Raw genomic sequence first — 17,369 nt, 5'->3', positions numbered from 1 at the left:
GATGCGATCTGTTCCCAGATGGGCCCTGCTTTCGTCGGGGTGCGCCCCCGTCCTGCTCATCGCAGGCTGGATCGTCGCGGCACTGCTGGAGGGGCCCGCCTACGATCCCGTGACGCAGACGATCAGCGTCCTGGCGTCCTACGGGGCTGCGGGTTTCTGGGTGATGACCGCGGCGCTGTTCGCCCTGGGCGTCTGCCATCTGCTGACCGCCTGGGGGCTGCGCGCCGCCGCGCCCGCCGGACGGGTGGCACTGGGCGGCGGTGGAGCGGCGGCGATCGCGGTGACCCTGTTCCCGGCCCCGAGCAGCGGGGGCTCGCTGAGCCATGGCGCGGTCGCGGCGGTCGGCTTCGTCCTCATGGCGGTGTGGCCGGTCCTGGCCGCGGATTGGGACGGCGCCGCCCCCTGGGGGCTGCGGCCCGTGCCCGCCCTCGCGGCCACCGCGCTGATGGTCGTCGGCGCCGGCTGGTTCCTCGTCGAGATAAACCGGCAGGGCGCCGCCGGCGTCGCCGAACGGCTCGTGACATGCGTGCAGTCCCTGTGGCCCCTGCTGGTCGTCACCTCCTGTCTGCGCAGTTCCGACGACGAAGGGCCTGCGACGTGACGGGGCCGAGAGCCGGGGCGGAGCTCCGCCCCGGTCCCCTCAGCCGCTCCTCAGAAACCGGTATGCCGCCTCGGCCGTGAACGCCTCCTGGCCGCCCGCGAACAGCAGACCCGCCGTCGCGAAAGCGGGGTCGCGGGCGGAGCCGGAGACGTACGGCACTGCGATGCACCGCATCCCCGCCGCGTGGGCGGCCGCCGCGCCCGCCGGGGCGTCCTCCAGGACCACGCAGTCGCCCGGCGCCGCGCCCAGCCGGGCCGCGGCCCGGAGGAAGACGTCCGGCGCGGGCTTGCCGTGGGCGACCTCTTCCGCGGAGACGGCGACCTGCAGATGCGCGTCCAGGCCGGTGCCCACGAGCACCGCCTCGATCGCGGCACGCGACGAGCCGGAGGCGACGGCCATCGGCACGCCCTCCGCGGACAGCCGCTCCACGAACACCCGCATCTGCGGAAAGACCTCGGTGGAGGCGGCCGCGAGCGCGAGGTAGTGCCGGTTCTTCGCCGCCAGGAGTTGCTCGACCGAGGCGTCGATGCCGCGCTCCGCCCGCAGGGCGGCGAGCGTCTCACGGGTGCCGATGCCGATGAAACGCGTGTGTTGCTCCCAGCTGAAGCCCCCCGCGCCGTGCTCGGCGAGAACCCTGCGCCCCGCCTCGTGGTAGTTCGGCTCGCTGTCCACCAGCGTGCCGTCGAGATCGAAGATCACAGCCGTGTTCATGGCGTCCAGCATGCCAAGCGGGGCGCTCAGCGGCGTTCGCCGGCCGCCTGCCCCACCGACTCCACCAGCGGCAGCAGGCGGTGCGGCACCCTCTCGCGCAGCGCCATCTCCGTACGGGTGCGCACCACGCCGGGCAACCGGATCAGCTGCTGGATCACATCCTCCAGATGGCCGTTGTCCCGTGCGGCGACCCGGGTCAGCAGATCGCCGCCACCGGTGATCGAGAAGGCCTCGATGATCTCGGGCACGGCGGCCAGCGCATCGCCGACCTCGTCCAGATGCCCCTGGGTGACCTCGATATGGACGAAAGCCAGCACGGGATGGCCCAGGGCGGCGGGGGAGAGGACCGGTCCCGTGCCCATGATCACGCCGTCCCGCTCCATCCGGTCGATCCTCGCCTGGAGGGTGCCGCGCGCGACGCCCAGGATCCGGGCGTACTCGCGCACGGAGGTGCGCGGCTGCTCGATCAGCAGCCGAAGGATGCGTGTGTCCAGTGCATCGACCGCCATGGTCCGTTGGCCTCCTTCTGGAATGCCTCACCTTCACTCCACTATGCCATTGGCTCAGTTCAAACCGCCTCGGTTGAGCCACTGACCGTGCTGGTGCTTTCCTGGGAGCAGAGATGGCGCCGCAGCGCCGGACGGCGAGGAGGCCGTGCCGGTCCCGCGGCGCCTTTGCCGTGTCCGACAGGGATGCCACAGGGACAGGGGGCGGGACGGCCACGTGATCAAGGTGATCGACGCGAAGGATGCGAAGAAGGTGCGCATGGGTGTGAAGCGGATGTTCGTCGCCCCCGACCCCGGGCGGCTGCGGCTGCGCACCTCGACGCGCGCCGTACTCGGGGTCGGCCTCGCCGTCGCCGCCGCGGAACTCGCCGGGCTCTCGCTGGTCGCCTCCATCACCGGCGGTCTGGCCGCCCTGCTCGCGCTCTTCACGGTCACCGACGCCACCGTGCGCCGCCAGGCGGTCACCACCGCCCTGCTGCCGCTGGCCGGCTTCCCCGTGCTGGCACTGGCGACCGTCCTGCACGGGCAGCCGCTGCTGCGCGCCGCCGCCTGGCTCACGGTGGTGTTCTGCGGCGTGTACGCCAGGCGCTGGGGCCCGCGCGGGCACGCGCTGGGCATCTTCGCGTTCATGATGTTCTTCGTCACCCAGTTCCTGCACGCCGTGCCTGCCCAGCTGCCCGAGCTGTACGGCGCCGGTGCGCTGGCGCTGGCGGCCGCCTCTGCCGTCCGCTTCGGGCTGTGGCCCGTCGAGCGCCGCACGCCGCCGCCCGTGGCGCCCGCGCCGCTGCCGGGGACCGGGCTGGCCCGCCCGACCACCCGGCAAGCCTTCCAGTCCACCGCCGCCTGCGGATTCGCCATCGCCGTCGGACAGCTCATCTCCGACGATCGCTGGTACTGGGCCGTCGGCACCGCATGGTGGATCTTCGTCAACACCGCCTCGCGCGGCGAGACGCTCGTCCGCGGCTTCCGCCGGGTCCTCGGCACCGTCGTCGGCATCGCGGCCGGACTGCTGATCGCCATCCCTCTCGGGGGCGCGCCCGCGCCGACCGCCGCGCTCGTCGCGGTCTGCGTGTTCGGCATCTTCTACACCGCCGCGCCGTCGTACAGCTGGATGATGTTCTTCGTCACGGTGATGGCGGGCCTGCTGTACGGGCTGCTGGGCGTCCTGCACCCCGGGCTGCTTCTGCTGCGCTTCGAGGAGACCGCCGTCGGCGCGCTCGGAGCGGCCCTCGGCGTCGCGCTGGTGCTGCCCGTCACCACCCATGCCGCGACGAACGCCTGGATCGGGCGGGCCCTGAGCTGCGTCCACGGCTGCACCGCGGCGGCCGCCCGCCGACTGGCCGGGGACGAGCAGGCCGACCCCGCGCCGTTGGCCGCCGAACTGGAGCTGCTGCTCGGCCGGGTACGGCTGGCGCTCGCGCCGCTCGTCCACCCGCTCAGCCCGCTGCGCGCCCGCAAGGCACGTGCCCGCCAGGTGATCGCGCTGCTCGACGACTGCGCCCGCGAGGTCCGCGGGCTGGTCCAGGTGGCCGGCGACCCCGACGCCTCCCACGACGCCCGGCTGGCCGCCGCCTGCCACCGCGTCGAGGAGGCGGTCCACGCCCTCGTGCCCTCCGGCGCGCGCTCCGCCGCCGCGCGTGCGGCCGGGGCGCCGGCGCTGCTGCCGCACCACCCCGGCGCCGAGGCGGCCCTGAGCCATCTGAACGAACTGGAGAAGGCGCTCACCGAGCTGTCCGCCCCGCTGCGCACCGCGCCGCGCGCTCCGCTCGCGCCCGCCGCCTGAGTAGCTGACAGGCCCTCAGCACCGGCAGCCGGCGGTCGCCGCCATGGGCCCCGGCCGAGACCGGATGCCGCCGGTCGGCTGCCTGTGCCCGGCCCTTCCGCTCGCACGCGACGCCACCGGGAGGCCGGAACGCGGCGCACGCGTCGGCGCGTCGTTCCCCTGCGGCAGCCGGATCGGCCGACCGTCGGCTCTCGGCTGCCCGCTGTCGGCTGTCGACTCTCGGCCCTCGGCCCTCGGCCCTCGGTCCTCGGTCCTCGGCAGGCTGTGTCCATCGGACGGCCGGCTGCCCCGGCCTCCCGGACGGGCGTGGGCCTGCCGCCGCGCCTGCGGGCGTCGACACTCCCGACGATCGCGAGCCTGAACCTTAAGGGTTGCTCAATAAGCACTTCCGAACGCTCTCCGGCCAGTCGTGCGCAAGTACCGTCCCAGCCATTCGCCCGTGAGCTGAGTCACGGAAATCCCACGACACCGAGGAGCGCTTCATGGGACGACAGCGCCGCAGACATGGCTTCGGCCTCGCCTTGGGCCTGTGCATCACGCTGCTGACCGCCGCCTGCAGCCAGCCCGCAGAGTCCGGCAGGAGCAACACCGGAGAGGCGCCGAGGATATCCATCGCCACCGGCACGACCGCGGGCATCTACTACCCGATGGGCGGCTCGATGGCGGAGGTGATCAACCGCAAGGCGAAGGGGGTGGAAGCCAGTGCGGAGACCACCGGGGGCTCGGTCCAGAACCTCCGGCTGATCGCCGGGGGGCAGAGCGACATGGCCATCGCGCAGAGCGATGTGGTCCATCAGGCCTACCACGGCCAGGGCGAGTTCTCCGGCAAGCCGGTCAAGACCCAGACCCTGATGGTGCTCTATCCGAACGTGTACCACGCCGTGTCGCTGCAGTCGCGCCACGACGACCTCGGCCTCGACTGCTTCGGCGACATCAAGGGCAAGCGCTTCTCGGTGGGCGCTCCCGGCAGCGGCAACGAACTGGCCACCAACCTGGTCTTCGACGCCCTGGGGATGTCACCCGACAAGGACATCGAGCGTCAGCGCTACGCCTACTCCGAAACCGCCCGAGCGCTGCGCGAAGGGCAGATCGACGCGGGCTCCTGGGTGGTCGGCGAAGGCCACGGATCGCTGCGGGAGCTCGAAGCCACCGACGCGCTGCATCTGATCCCGATGTGTGACGACGAGGCGACCGAGGTCACCGAGAAGTACCCCTTCTACAACAAGCACACGATCAAGGGCGGCGTCTACAGCACGGTCAAGAAGGACGTGCCGACTCTCGCACTGTGGAACGTGGTCGCCGTCCCCACGGACATGTCCGAGGAGCGCGGATACGAGCTGGCGCGCGCGCTCTACGAGAACGTGGCCACCCTCAACAAGGTCTATGAGGCAGGCGCCAAGTACCTCGTCCTGGAGAACCTGACGAAGAGTCCTGTTCCGCTGCACCCCGGTGTCATCCGCTACGCGGAGGAGAAGGGAGTGGAGATCCCCGACAGGCTCCGCCCCTGACCGGAGCAGCCGCGGTCCCGGGACGAGGCATCGCGCCGGCGAGCCCCCACTGCCCGGACCCGCAGGTGACGGCCCCCCGGCGCAGCCGTGCCGCGATCACCTTGACGCCGGGGGCGGCCGGACCGCCCGCGTCGCCCGGCACCGTCCTTGAGAACCCCCAACCAGCGATCCAGAAAGGGGCAGGGCGCCCGTCGCGCGTCTGCTGAGCGAGCTCGCTCAGCAGACACACCCCCCGCGCAGACCGGGCGCCCCCAAAGCGCCATGAGACAGACCACCGCCCCGGACACCTCCGACGACGCGCCTCCCGCCGAGGCGGCCGACGACCGGCCGCTGTGGCATCGGCTCGCCGCAGCCCGCTGGGGCCAGAGCCGGGCCGCGACCGCCGTGGGCTACGGCGTGCTCGCCATCACGCTCGCACTCGGCTGCTTCCAGATCTACACCGCCGTCAGTCTGAGCCTCAACTCCTACCTGCAGCGCGTGCTGCACCTGATGTTCGTGCTGGTGCTGGTCTTCGTCACCCGGCCGGCCGGCCGAGGCCGCTGGGCGCGACGGCTGCCGATGGCCGTCGTCGACGCTCTCCTCGTGCTCGCCGCGGTGACCGTGAGCCTCTATCCCGTACTGGACTACGACGGGATCGTAGCCCGCACCGGAATCCCCTCCACCGCCGATCTGGCCATGGGCGCGGTGGCGACCCTGCTGCTGCTGGAGGCATGCCGGCGGACCATCGGAACCTTTATGGCCGTGCTGGTGACCTGCTTCCTGGTCTACGCGTGGATCGGGCCGCTGCTGCCCGGTCTGCTGTCGCACCGCGGCTACACCGTCCAGCGCATCGTCTCCCACAACTATCTGTTCCAGGAGGGCATATACGGCCTTGCCCTCGGCGTCGCCGCCTCCTTCGTGTTCATGTTCATCCTCTTCGGGGCGGTTCTGGAGAAGACGGGCGGAGGCAACTTCTTCATCAACATCGCCTACGTGCTCACCGGCAAGTACCGCGGCGGCCCCGCCAAGGGAGCGGTCGTGGCGAGCGCCTTCATGGGATCGGTGTCCGGCAGCGCGATCGCCAACACGGTCACCACCGGCGCCTTCACCATCCCGATGATGAAGAAGGTCGGCTACCGGTCGCACGAGGCCGGCGGAGTGGAGGCGGCCGCCTCCACCGGAGGACAGCTGCTCCCGCCGATCATGGGCGCCGGCGCCTTCGTCATGGCCGAACTGATCGGCGTGCCCTACATCGAGATCGTCAAGGTGGCGATCATCCCCGCGCTGATGTACTTCGCGGTGATCTTCCTGTTCGTCGACATCCTGGCCCGGCGGAACGGGATCAGCGGGCTGCCCGCCGAGAACGTGCCCCGGCTGCGCGAGGTGATGGCCGGCGGCTTCCACTTCCTGCCTCCCTTCGTCCTGCTGGTCACCCTGCTCACCCTGCACGTCACGCCGCTGCTCGCCGGTCTGTACGCCACCGCGGCGCTGGCCGCGGCAGCCATGCTGCGCGCCGGCAGCCGGCTGACCCTGAAGGAGGCCGGGGAGGTCTTCACCCTGGCCGCCCGCAACACGCTCTCCGTCTCGGTGGCCACCGCGGCCGCGGGCGTCGTGGTCGGAGTGGTGGGTCTTACCGGGCTGGGGCTGAAGTTCTCCAGCATGATGCTGAGTTGGGGCGGCGGCTATCTGCTGCCCACGCTGCTGCTGATCGCCGCCGCCTCGCTGGTGCTCGGGATGGGGCTGCCCGTCACAGCCGCATACATCGTGCTGATCGTGCTCGCCGGTCCCGCGCTGCTCGACCTGGGCGTGCCGCTGATCGTCGCACACATGATCGTCTACTGGTACAGCCAGGACTCCAACGTGACACCGCCGGTGGCGCTGTCCGGTTTCGCGGCGGCGGGGATCGCCGGCTCCTCTCCCATGCGGACGAGTGTGGCGGCGTGGAAGTTCTCCAAGGGGCTCTATGTGATCCCGCTGCTGATGGCCTACTCGCCGCTCCTGCTCAACGGACCGCTCACCGAAGTCGTTCTCGCGGTGGTGACCGGCCTCATCGGCCTGCTGGCCTTCGCCGTGGCCATCGAGGGCTTCTGGCTGCGCAAGACCACGCCACTCGAGCGGCTGGCGGCGGTTGCCGCCACCGGCCTGCTGCTCAGCCCCTATCTGGTGGCCGACGCCATCGGGGCGGCACTGGCGCTGGCGGTGGTGGCCGCGCAGCTGAGGGGTCCCAGGCCGCCCGCCTCGGCGGCCCCGACGCCGGAGGCCGCCTCGGCGGTCTGAGGGACGGTCCGGCGGTCTGAGGGACGGCCCGGCGCGGACGGCCTCTCGGGCCGGGTCGACTCCAGACCTGGCCCGAGGCCCCCGCCGCCGCCACGGAACCGACGGGCGTCCTGGACTAGGCTGAATCGCACGGGCCGTCGGAGCCGCCGGCCGGCGGCTCCGCTGTCAGCCGGTTCGCCGTGTCCAGGGAGGCCTCCATGCGAGTGGCACGTCTCCTCGCCGCCGCCGTCGCCCTGATGACGGCGCTGCTCACCGCATGTGCGGGAAGCGATGCGCCGCCCCGGCCGACCGGGGAGATCAGCGTGGCCACCGGCAACCGGGGCGGCGTCTACGCGGCGTACGGAGCGGGATACGCCGAACTCCTCGATCAGCAGCTGCCCGGCGCGACCGCGCCGGTCCTGTACACGGGGGGCAGCGTCGACAATCTGCGCCGGGTGGGCGCCGGCGAGGCGAGGGTGGCCTTCACACTTGCAGACTCCGCCGCCGACGCCGTCGCCGGGCGCGCGCCGTTCGGCGCGCCGGTGCCCGTGGTGGCGCTGGCCGCGCTCTACGACAACTATGTACAACTCGTGGTTCCCGCCGACAGCCCGGTGCGCAGCGTGACGGATCTGCAAGGGCGGCGGGTCTCCCTCGGGGCCGTGGGTTCGGGCACCGCGGTCATCGCCGAGCGGATCCTGGATGTGGCGGGGCTTTCCCCGGACGGCGACGTGGACGCAGAGCGGCTCGATGTGCGCGCTTCGGCGTCCGCGCTGGCCGAAGGGCGGATCGACGCGTTCTTCTGGAGCGGTGGTCTGCCTACGGCGGCGATCACCGAGCTCCGCCAGAACACGCCTATCCGCCTTGTGGACCTCGGCAACGTGGTCGGCGCCCTCACCCGTTCCTACGGTGAGCTCTATACGGAGACCACCGTGCCGGCCGTCGTCTACGGGGAGCAGAGTGCGGTGACCACCGTGAGCGTGCCGAACTTCCTGGTGGTGCGGCCGGACATGCCCAAGGCGGAGGCGTACTGGCTGACCCGGCTGCTCTTCGACGGCCAGCAGGAGCTCATACGCGCCCACCCGGAGGCCCGCCGACTCGACCGCCGCACGGCGATCGCCACCTATCCGCTGGAGCTGCACCCGGGCGCAGAGCAGTGGTACCGGGAGTCCCACCCCTGACGTGTGCCGTGTCAGGACGCCGTGTCAGGGGTCGCGGGAGCGGCGGGCAGCCGGACGGTCGCCGCGAGGCCGTGCGGCCTCGCCTCCGCGAGTCGCAGTTCGCCGCCGCCCGCCTCGACCACGATGCGAGTGAGAGCAAGCCCCAGTCCCGTGCCCCGCACGTTCTGGTGACGAGGGCTGCGCCAGAACCGCCCGCCCGCCTGGGCCAGCTCCTCGGCGGTCAGCCCGGCGCCGCCGTCGCACACCGTCACTTCCACCACGCCGTCGCCTCGCCCGCCCCGCGCTCCCTCGCCGCCGCTGCCGTCAGGGGAGTCACCGCCCGGGGACCGGGTGACCGACACGCTCACCGGCGTGCCGTCGCCGAACTTGAGGGCGTTGTCGAGCAGGGTGTCCAGCGCATGGTCGAGACTGTCGGGCAGGGACAGCGCGCTCACCCCGTCCGGAATCCGCGTGGTGAGCGGGACGCCCTCCGCCTCGTAGGCCGTCCGCCAGGCGTCGACCCGGTGGGTGACCACCGCTGTGACGTCGACGCGTGTGCGCTCCGCCTCGGACGCCTCCGCCCTGGCCATTCGGAGCAGTCCGTCGAGGATCTCGCCGAACCGGTCGGCCTCCTCCGCGGCGACATGCAGTTCGTGCAGGCCACGAGGGTCGTTCACATAGTCCTCGAGGTTCTCCACGCGCAGCCGGAGCGCGGTCAGCGGATTGCGCAGCTGATGGGAGGCCTGCGCGACGAACGCGCGCTGCTGTTCCTGCGAGGCGTACATGCTGTCCGCCATCGCGTTGAAGCTGTTGGCGAGGCGGCGCAGCTCCGGAGCGCCCGTCCGCTCCGAGACCTTGGTCTTCAGCCGTCCGAGGGCGACCTCATGTGTGGCCCGGTCCAGCTCATGGACCGGGCGGAGCACCCACCGCACCATCGGGGTCGCGACGGCGATCACCACGGTGGCCAGTGCGGCGAGGCTGCCCAGGGCGACGAGGGTCAGGTGGTCCGAGACCTCGGAGCGGGCCCGGTCGGTGGGCGAGACGATGAGCACGGCGCCCAGCACCCGGCCGTCGCGCTTGACCGGCTCGGCCAGGACGAAGGGGCGGTCTTCCCACGGCCACATCAGGCCGGGCTGCCGCGCCGGGCGGTCGGCAAGGGCGCGCAGCAGCGCGGTGCGGACCTTCGGCTCCTCCAGGTCGAGCGGGCGCGGGGCGACGACGGTCTCGCCGTCCGCGTCGACGACGGCGACCTGCGAGTCGTACAGGGCGGCATAGCGGTCGGCCGCGGCCTCAAGGCGGTCGGTCCGGCCCGACTCCAGCGCGGTGGCGGCCATGTCGGCGAACCAAGCGCCGTCTTGGACGCGTCCGATGAACGAGGTCTGGACGGTGTGCTCCGCCGTGGCCCGGACGAGCGGGACGCTGAGCGCCAGGATGAGGCCCGCGACCAGGGCGAAAACGATGATGAGGAGTCGGCGGCGCATCGGCGATCGGCAGACTCAGGCCTCGGCCGCCGTGGGCGGCGAGGCAGCGGGAGGGTGGTCGGCCTGCGAGGCCGGGGGCGTTTCCGGCGTGGCGTCCGGAGCCGGATGCGAGGCCGAAGCCGCGTCCGGGGCCGTCCCGTAGGCGGCGGCGAGGCGGTAGCCGACGCCCCGCACAGTCCGCACCACGCCTCCTGCCCGCCCCAGCTTCCCGCGCAGGTTGGCCATATGCACGTCCAGGGTGCGCGACATGCCGTCGTACGTCGTGTGCCATACCTCGACGATGATGCGGTCCCGGGACACGGCGGCGCCGTCGGCGCGCACCAGCACCGCCAGCACGTCGAACTCCTTGCGGGTCAGCGGCACCGGCTGCCCGTCCAGGGTGACCGTGCGCCGCCGCAGGTCGATCTCCAGTCCGTCGACTGTGACGAGCCGGTCGTCCTCGGCGCGCTGGGGCATGCTGCGCCGGAGCACCGCCTCGATACGGGCGAGCAGTTCGGCGGCGCTGAAGGGTTTCACCACGTAGTCGTCGGCGCCGCTGCGCAGTCCTCGCACCCGGTCGGGTTCCCCTCCCCGTGCGGTCACCGCGATGACCGGCACCCTGCCGCGGGCACGCAGCTCCCGGCACACCTCGATGCCGTCCCGGTCCGGCAGGCCAAGATCGAGCAGGACCAGGTCCGCGGCGGGCGCGGCCAGTGCCTCGGCGGCGTTGGCCGCGCGCCACACCTCGTACCCGTTGCGGCGCAGCGAGCCCGTCAGGGCGTCGGCGACCCGGTTGTCGTCCTCTACAAGGAGTATGTGCACAGAGCCTCCCAGTGCCTCATGTGCCGGGTCCCGGTCCCCGCCAGGGCTCAGGTCCGAGGGCAGGGCTTGTAACGGGCCTTCGAGTCGAGCGTAGAAGTGATCTCCATCACTTAACCCTAAACCTATGTTAAGAGCTCGGTCGTGCTCTGTTGCCTGCTCGTCACGGCTGCCACGGTTCGGAGTAGAGCGAAGCGCCTAGTCCCAGGAGATGGCCGAGATGAGCATGGCAACAGTGCCGTCCGAGCCGCGGCGGCGAACAGTCGGCCAACCGGTGGTCCCGTGGGACGGCGCGGGCGTTGCAGGGGCCGCCTCCCCGGGGACTCGGCGCCAGGACCGGCGAGGAGGCCGGCGTCACATGCATACGACCGACACCTCAGGACAGCCGCCGGCCCACAGCTTCACGGTCCCCGCAGGGGACCCGGCCGCAGTGCCCAAGGCCCGTCGACTGCTTCTGTCGGCGGTCCGCACCTGGGAGCTCCCCCTCGTGGACGAGACGCTGCACGACCTCGCGCTGCTGTCGGGCGAGGTGATCGCCAACGCCGTGCTCCACACCGCCGGGCCGTGCTCGGTGACGGTGCGCTGGACCGGCGTCCGGCTGCGGGTGGAGGTGAGCGACACGGCGGGGACGCTGCCCACACAACGCGATCGCGAGCTGTATGCCGAAAGCGGCCGGGGCCTGATCCTGATCGAGACGCTGGCGGCGAGCTGGGGCAGCGCAGGCACGGCCACGGGCAAAGTGATCTGGTTCGAGGTGACGCCCGCGGCGCCGGCCGCAGCCCTCGACCGGCTGGCGTCCTGATCCCGGCGACCGCGCACTTTGACCTCCCGGACCCGGCCGTGTGCCGGACGACAGCGGTGCGTTCCCCTCTTCTGGTCTAGACCGACTGCTACCGTCGGCGGCGCATGGCAGGACATGGCAGTGCGTCAGCAACGCACCGGCAGCGCAGCAGCAGGCGGAGAGGGGAAGCAGTGGGCCGCACCAGCCCCGCAGGGGCGAACGCCGTCCGGGCATCTGCCGTACGGGCGTTCATCGGGTCGTTCACCTCGGCCGGGGGCCGGGGCGTCATCGCCACGGCCGTGGACCCGGACACGGGCGCGCTCACCGAGACGGGGGCGAGCGACGCCGTCGCCGACCCCTCGTATCTGGTGTCGGGCGCGGCCTTCGGCGGGACCCTCCTCTACACCGTCTCCGAGACGGAGGACGGCGCCGTCGCCGCCTTCGACGTCACCGGGCCGGCGCCACGCCCCATCGGAGGACGTGTGCCCGTGCGCGGCGCGGCCCCCACACATCTCGCACTCGCCGCGGGCCATCTGGTGACCGCCAACTACGGTTCGGGGAGCGTGAGCATCCTTCCGGTCGGGACGGACGGCGCTCCCGGGCCGGTCGGCGCGGTGCTGCACCACCACGGCAGCGGCCCCGACCCGGACCGGCAGGCCGGCCCGCACGCCCACCAGGTGGTCGCCGATCCGACCGGGCGCTGGGTGCTCGCCGTCGATCTGGGCACGGACCGGGTGTACGTCCACGCATGGGACGCGCAGGCCGGCGCGCTGACCCCGCACGCCGAGACGGCCCTGCGACCCGGCGTCGGACCCCGCCATCTCGTCGTCCACCCGGCGGGCACGCATGTCTACGTCGTGGGCGAGCTGGACCCCGTCGTCACCGTGTGCCGCTGGGATGCGGCCGGCGGACTGCTGAAGACGGTCGGCGAGCACCCGCTCACCCCGGGCGGCGCCACCCGGCCCGCCTACCCCTCCGAGGCCGTCGTCTCGCCCGACGGCCGCCGTCTGTGGGCGGCGGTACGCGGCCCCGACGTCATCTCCGTCCTCTCGCTCGACCGGGGTCCGGAGCGGCCCGAGCCGACGGCCGTCGTGGACTGCGGCGGGCGCTGGCCGCGGGATCTGGCGCTCGACCCGGCCGGCCGCAGACTGTACGCCGCCAACGAGCGTTCCGGGGACGTCACATGGTTCGACGTCGATGTCGACGCGGACGGCGGCATCCCACGGCGGGCCGGGTCGTTCGCGGCCCCTGCCGCATCCTGTGTGACCTTCATCTGACCGGACTCGTTCCGGGTCCTGGCAGACCGCAGGGCCCGTACCAGCCGTGAGCGGCGTGTACGGGCCCTGTGCCGGATGCGGTACGGGGTCTTCAGCGGGCGGGCGCGCCCTGCTGCTGCTGCGGGGCTATGCCCAGCGTGGTCGCGTACTGCGACAGCACAAGCTTGCCGATCGCCGGGTAGGCGCCCAGCGCCTCGGACGCCGGGCAACCCGCCTCCTTGGCGGCGGAGTCCAGCAACCCCGCCGGCGCCTCCGGGCCGACCAGGCAGGGGGCCAGCGCCAGCTGCACGGAGCCCGCGCCGCGCAGCTGCTCGGCGATGGCGGCGACCGCGCCGTCCTGGTCGAGGCCCGCGGCCATCACCGGCACGGCGAGCCGGGCGGCCAGCAGCATGCCCGTGATGCCGGCGGCCTGCACGGCCTCCTCGCCGCCGACGGTCGCCAGGATGATGCCGTCGGCCGCGGTGGCCACGGTGAACAGCCTGGCCCGGTCGGCGCGCGCCAGGGACGCCTCGGAGAGGCGGACGTGCAGGCCCTCGGCCAGCAGCGGGTGCGGGCCGAGCACATCGGTCAGCTCCGCGCTCGCGCCGCTGTCCGCGACGGCCCGGCGGATCCGGCCGGTCAGCTCGGCGTCCGGGCCGACCAGCAGCGGCACGACGACCGCCGCGGGGCCCTCGGGCTCGGCGACCTCGCGGCCGGCCGCCTTGGCGATCTCATACCGCTCGGTGCGCCGTTGCGCGGTGTACGCGAGGACGGAGGCAAGGGCGGGGTATTCGGCGTCGTCGCCGTCGAGGTAGCCGATGGCCGCCTCAAGGCCGGGCAGCTCGGACCGAGCGATGCTTATGACCTCTTCGGCCAGGCTGCGCGTGCCGGGTTCAGGCGTTCCGGGCACGGCCAGGATCAGCGCGGGCGCGCCCTCGGGAGCCGTCACGGGCTCCGGCCGGCGGTGCCGACCGGGCTGGCGGGGTCGCGGCATTCGTACAGGCAGGCCAGATGCGGGCCCAGTGGGGGAGCTCATGCGCCCGCATGCTACTGGTTTTGCCGGTGCGGCTGTTCGGGGAGGGGCCAACTCCATGACATCTGTCCGAATATGCCCGATGGGTCCTCCCGCAAACCCCGTCCCGGGGCGCTCCCGGTGTCCGTCAGCTGTACGGGCGGTCAACTGGCCGTCTCCGCAGGCCCCGGCAGATACAGCAGCGTCGGGTGCGGCGGCAGACGCAGATCGCCGAAGTGCAGAGCGGACGCCAGCAGCAGTGCTCCGCCGAGCGGGTCCCCGGCCGCGGACGTCAGCCGGGTGTGCGGCAGTTGCGCGGCGAGTTCGCCGCGCAGCGGTGCGAGCAACGGCTCGCCCAGCTTGAACAGGCCCCCGGTCAGGGCGATTTCGACGCTCGCCGCCGACTGGCTGCTCGGGGTCGCCCGGCTGCGTTCGACGGTCCCACCTCTCTCGCAGGCCCGGTCGTTCTGGGCGGTCCGGGCGGCCTGGCCGGCCCGGTCGTTCTGGGCGGTCCGGGCGGCCTGGCCGGCCTGGGCAGTTTTGTCGCTGTGGGCGCTCCTGCCGGGTTCGGCGTCCCGGCCGACCTCGGTGGCCGGTCCGGCCTCGGCGGCCCAGCCGCCCCGGTTGGTGTCGAAGGTGTGTTCTTGCTCGGTGGCGCGGGTGGCCCGGTCCGCCTCGGACTGGCCTGCCTTGCCGGCTCGGTCGTTCTGGGCGGCCCGGGCAGCCTGGTCGGCCCGGATCGCCCGGGCGGCCCCGGCGGCCCGGACTGCCGGTGGGCACACGGCGGCGGCGGTGTCCGCGATATGGCGTGCGGCCTCGGCGAGAATGCCGGCCGCCACGGGGTCGTCCTCCGCGCAGGCGGCGACCCGAGGGGCGAACGATGCCAGGACGGCGGGCCGGTCGGGCCGTGGATAGAGCCGCTCCGGCAGTTCGTCGGCCGGTCCGAACGCCGCCTCGGCATGTGAGAGCAGCGCCGCCGACCCGCCGCGCCGCCCGTCGTGGGCGCGCAGTGCGGCCTCCAGCCCGGCCCGTCCGATCCAGGCCCCGCCGCCCGCGTCGCCCAGCAGATGCCCCCAGCCGTCGGCGCGCCGCCAGCCCGACAGATCCGTGCCCAGAGCGATCACGCCGGTGCCGGCCGCGACGACCGCTCCCGGCCGCTGACCCAGCGCTCCGGCGTATGCGGTGACCCCGTCGGCCGCCAGCGCCGTACTCCGCACGCCCAGATCCGCGCGGAGGGCGCCGGGCAGCCGGGCGCGCAGCGGCCCGCCCAGCGAGGCCGTCCCCGCTGCGCCGATCACGGCCGACGCGACGTGGCCGCCCCCGGCCCGGCCCAGCAGCGAGCGGACCATCGGCAGCAGCTGCCGCAGCAGATGCCCGGCGTCGACGCCGTCCGGACCGATGCGCACCGGTTCATCCGATACGGCCGTCTCGGCGCGCGTGATGTCGTCGGCCGGGGCGAGCGCGGCGCGCAGCCCCGAGCCGCCCGAGTCGACGCCGAGCACCCAGGTCACGGCAGTCGCCAGTCCACGGGCTGCGCCCCCTGCCGCACCAGCAGGTCGTTGGCGCGGCTGAAGGGGCGCGAGCCGAAGAATCCGCGGTCCGCGGACATGGGGGAGGGGTGCGCGGACTCCACGGCCGGCGACTCGCCCAGCAGCGGGCGCAGATTGCGCGCGTCACGGCCCCACAGCACGGACACCAGGGGCTTGCCGCGGGCGACGAGCGCCCGGATGGCCTGCTCGGTGACCTCCTCCCAGCCCTTGCCGCGGTGGGCGGCGGGCCTCCGGGGCGCGGTCGTCAGCGCCCTGTTGAGCAGCAGCACGCCCTGCCGGGTCCAGGGGGTGAGATCGCCGTTGGCGGGGCGGGGCAGGCCGAGGTCCGTGTGCATCTCCCGGAAGATGTTCTCCAGGCTGCCGGGCAGCGGCCGCACCTCGGGCGCCACGGAGAAGCTCAGCCCCACCGCGTGACCGGGCGTGGGGTACGGGTCCTGGCCGACGATCAACACCCGGACCTCGTCGAACGGCTGCTGGAAGGCGCGCAGCACGTTCGGTCCCGACGGCAGATAGGTGCGCCCCGCGGCGATTTCCGCGCGCAGGAAGTCGCCCATCCCGGCGATGCGTTCGGCCGCCGGTGCGAGGGCCTCGGCCCAGCCCGGCTCGACGATTTCTCTCAACGGTCGTGCTGCCACGGAGCGTCACTCTACTGGTCGAGCGGCGGGGTTTTTCAACTCGAGCCCCTCGGTCCCGGCCGCCGTCGTCGCCGTCAACTCAGGGCCGCCGCCCGCACGCAGAGCACATCGGGCAGATGTCGGGCGAGCTGCTGCCAGCTGTCCCCGTCGTCGGCGCTGGCGTACAGCTCGCCGTTGCGGTTGCCGAAGTAGACGCCTGCCGGGTCGGCGTCGTCGGTCCGCAGCGCGTCACGCAGCACCGTGCCGAAGTGGTCGCCCTCGGGCAGCCCCGCGGTGAGCGGCTCCCAGGTCTCGCCCGCGTCCCTGGTGCGGTAGACGCGGCAGCGCCGTCCGGCGGGCACCCGGTCGGCATCGGCGTTGATCGGGAAGACATAGGCGGTGTCGGGGCGGTGCGGATGGGCGGCCATGGCGAAGCCGAAGTCGGAGGGCAGGCCCGTGCCGATGTCGGTCCAGCTCGCGCCCGCGTCGTCGCTGCGGTAGACGCCCCAGTGGTTCTGCAGATACAGGCGGTCCGGATCGCCCGCGTCCTGGGCGATCTTGTGGACGCACTGCCCGAACTCCGGGTGGGGGTCGGGGAGGAAGACCGCGGACACTCCCCGGTTGGACGGCGCCCAGCTGGCTCCGCCGTCGCGGGAGCGGAAGACCCCGGCGGTCGAGACGGCGACGGTGACCGCGTCCGGGTCGCGCCGGTCGGTGACGACCGTGTGCACGGCCTCGCCGCCGCCGCCGGGCACCCATTTCGAACGGGTGGGGTGCTCCCAGAGGGGACGGACCAGCTCGAAGGTCTCGCCGCCGTCCGCGGAGCGGAACAGGGCGGCCGGCTCCGTGCCCGCGTACACCAGGTCCGGGGTGTCCGGCCCGGCGGGGTGGAGCTGCCAGACCCGCTCCAGGGAGGCCCCCGTGTCCCGGGGGAACTTCACCGCGGGCCGCGAGGGCTCGGTCCAGGTCGTGCCGAGGTCGTCGGAGTGGAACACCGAAGGCCCCCAGTGGGAGCTGTCGCCGCCCACGAGGAGGCGCGGGGTGGCCCTGCGGGTGTCGATGCCGATGGAGTAGATCGCCTGCGCATTGAAGTACGGCCCCTCGAACTCCCATGTGCCGCGCCTTCCGCGGCCGATGAAGAGTCCCTTGCGGGTGCCTACGGTCAGAAGAACATCGGTCATCGCCGACACCTCTTGTTCTCGAGCAGCACGGTGTGCCTCCTCAGTACGGAGTACAACACGGACGACTCCCGCGCATCAGGAAACTCATCGGCGTCAGGGGTGAGGCCGTCCACGCGGCCCTCCGGGGCCCTTGTACGACGCCTCTCGTAATTCGATGAAGTTCGTAGTACGGTGTTCCTCGTACAAGGGGTCGCC

Annotated in this window: 14 protein-coding genes and 1 pseudogene; 7 read left to right on the top strand and 8 right to left on the bottom strand. The window is 72.9% G+C overall.

Annotated features, from left to right (window positions below; genetic code table 11):
- Nucleotide 1 precedes the first annotated feature (1 nt).
- Nucleotides 2-601: a DUF998 domain-containing protein gene (locus QCN29_RS09240; protein ID WP_279927245.1), complete on the top strand. Its 600-nt coding sequence runs from the start codon at nt 2-4 to the stop codon at nt 599-601.
- Nucleotides 602-640: 39 nt separating this feature from the next.
- On the opposite strand, the gene QCN29_RS09235 is transcribed toward QCN29_RS09240, so the two are convergent.
- The gene (locus QCN29_RS09235) at nt 641-1,312 is read right to left on the bottom strand and encodes an HAD family hydrolase (protein ID WP_279927243.1); all 672 of its coding nucleotides are present in this window, start codon (nt 1,310-1,312) and stop codon (nt 641-643) included.
- 26 nt (nt 1,313-1,338) lie between these two features.
- Nucleotides 1,339-1,821, bottom strand: a complete 483-nt coding sequence (locus tag QCN29_RS09230; protein ID WP_279927242.1) for an Lrp/AsnC family transcriptional regulator — start codon at nt 1,819-1,821, stop codon at nt 1,339-1,341.
- 271 nt (nt 1,822-2,092) lie between these two features.
- Here QCN29_RS09230 and QCN29_RS09225 point away from each other — a divergent pair, with 271 nt between their 5' ends.
- The 4 genes from QCN29_RS09225 (at nt 2,093) to QCN29_RS09210 (ending at nt 8,522) form a co-directional block, all read left to right on the top strand.
- A complete protein-coding gene (locus tag QCN29_RS09225; protein WP_279927278.1) occupies nt 2,093-3,601 on the top strand; it encodes an FUSC family protein in 1,509 nt (502 codons plus the stop codon).
- 482 nt (nt 3,602-4,083) lie between these two features.
- Nucleotides 4,084-5,109, top strand: coding sequence for a TAXI family TRAP transporter solute-binding subunit (locus QCN29_RS09220; protein ID WP_279927241.1), 1,026 nt, complete (start codon nt 4,084-4,086; stop codon nt 5,107-5,109).
- Nucleotides 5,110-5,370: 261 nt separating this feature from the next.
- On the top strand, nt 5,371-7,365 hold the full coding sequence (locus tag QCN29_RS09215; RefSeq protein ID WP_279927240.1) for a TRAP transporter permease: 1,995 nt from the start codon (nt 5,371-5,373) through the stop codon (nt 7,363-7,365).
- A 197-nt stretch (nt 7,366-7,562) separates the two neighbouring features.
- Nucleotides 7,563-8,522 carry a TAXI family TRAP transporter solute-binding subunit gene (locus QCN29_RS09210; protein WP_279927239.1) on the top strand — a complete coding sequence of 320 codons (960 nt, stop codon included), beginning with the start codon at nt 7,563-7,565 and terminating at the stop codon, nt 8,520-8,522.
- An 11-nt stretch (nt 8,523-8,533) separates the two neighbouring features.
- On the opposite strand, the gene QCN29_RS09205 is transcribed toward QCN29_RS09210, so the two are convergent.
- On the bottom strand, nt 8,534-9,982 hold the full coding sequence (locus QCN29_RS09205) for a HAMP domain-containing sensor histidine kinase (protein ID WP_279927238.1): 1,449 nt from the start codon (nt 9,980-9,982) through the stop codon (nt 8,534-8,536).
- A 144-nt stretch (nt 9,983-10,126) separates the two neighbouring features.
- Nucleotides 10,127-10,783 (bottom strand): annotated as a pseudogene (locus QCN29_RS09200) (response regulator transcription factor); the annotation flags it as partial.
- Between the two features lie 355 nt (nt 10,784-11,138).
- Here QCN29_RS09200 and QCN29_RS09195 point away from each other — a divergent pair.
- Both QCN29_RS09195 and QCN29_RS09190 read left to right on the top strand, forming a co-directional pair.
- On the top strand, nt 11,139-11,582 hold the full coding sequence (locus QCN29_RS09195; RefSeq protein WP_279927236.1) for an ATP-binding protein: 444 nt from the start codon (nt 11,139-11,141) through the stop codon (nt 11,580-11,582).
- 170 nt (nt 11,583-11,752) lie between these two features.
- A complete protein-coding gene (locus QCN29_RS09190; RefSeq protein ID WP_279927235.1) occupies nt 11,753-12,838 on the top strand; it encodes a lactonase family protein in 1,086 nt (361 codons plus the stop codon).
- A gap of 91 nt (nt 12,839-12,929) precedes the next feature.
- Here the strand turns inward: QCN29_RS09190 and QCN29_RS09185 are convergent, their stop codons facing one another.
- The 4 genes from QCN29_RS09185 to QCN29_RS09170 all read right to left on the bottom strand — a co-directional run bounded on the left by QCN29_RS09185 (nt 12,930) and on the right by QCN29_RS09170 (nt 17,174).
- A complete protein-coding gene (locus tag QCN29_RS09185) occupies nt 12,930-13,853 on the bottom strand; it encodes a hypothetical protein (protein ID WP_279927234.1) in 924 nt (307 codons plus the stop codon).
- A 140-nt stretch (nt 13,854-13,993) separates the two neighbouring features.
- On the bottom strand, nt 13,994-15,340 hold the full coding sequence (locus QCN29_RS09180; protein ID WP_279927233.1) for a BadF/BadG/BcrA/BcrD ATPase family protein: 1,347 nt from the start codon (nt 15,338-15,340) through the stop codon (nt 13,994-13,996).
- Complete coding sequence (locus QCN29_RS09175) at nt 15,337-16,014, bottom strand: uracil-DNA glycosylase (RefSeq protein ID WP_240134727.1); 678 nt, start codon at nt 16,012-16,014, stop codon at nt 15,337-15,339. The genes QCN29_RS09180 and QCN29_RS09175 overlap by 4 nt, the downstream gene beginning before the upstream one ends.
- Nucleotides 16,015-16,088: 74 nt before the next feature.
- The gene (locus tag QCN29_RS09170) at nt 16,089-17,174 is read right to left on the bottom strand and encodes a WD40/YVTN/BNR-like repeat-containing protein (RefSeq protein WP_279927232.1); all 1,086 of its coding nucleotides are present in this window, start codon (nt 17,172-17,174) and stop codon (nt 16,089-16,091) included.
- Nucleotides 17,175-17,369 lie beyond the last annotated feature (195 nt).

The sequence above is a fragment of the Streptomyces chengmaiensis genome, assembly GCF_029846775.1.
Classification (GTDB): Bacteria; Actinomycetota; Actinomycetes; order Streptomycetales; family Streptomycetaceae; genus Streptomyces; species Streptomyces chengmaiensis.
Note: the sequence above shows the minus strand (reverse complement) of the source record. Positions and strands in the feature narration are given on the sequence as shown.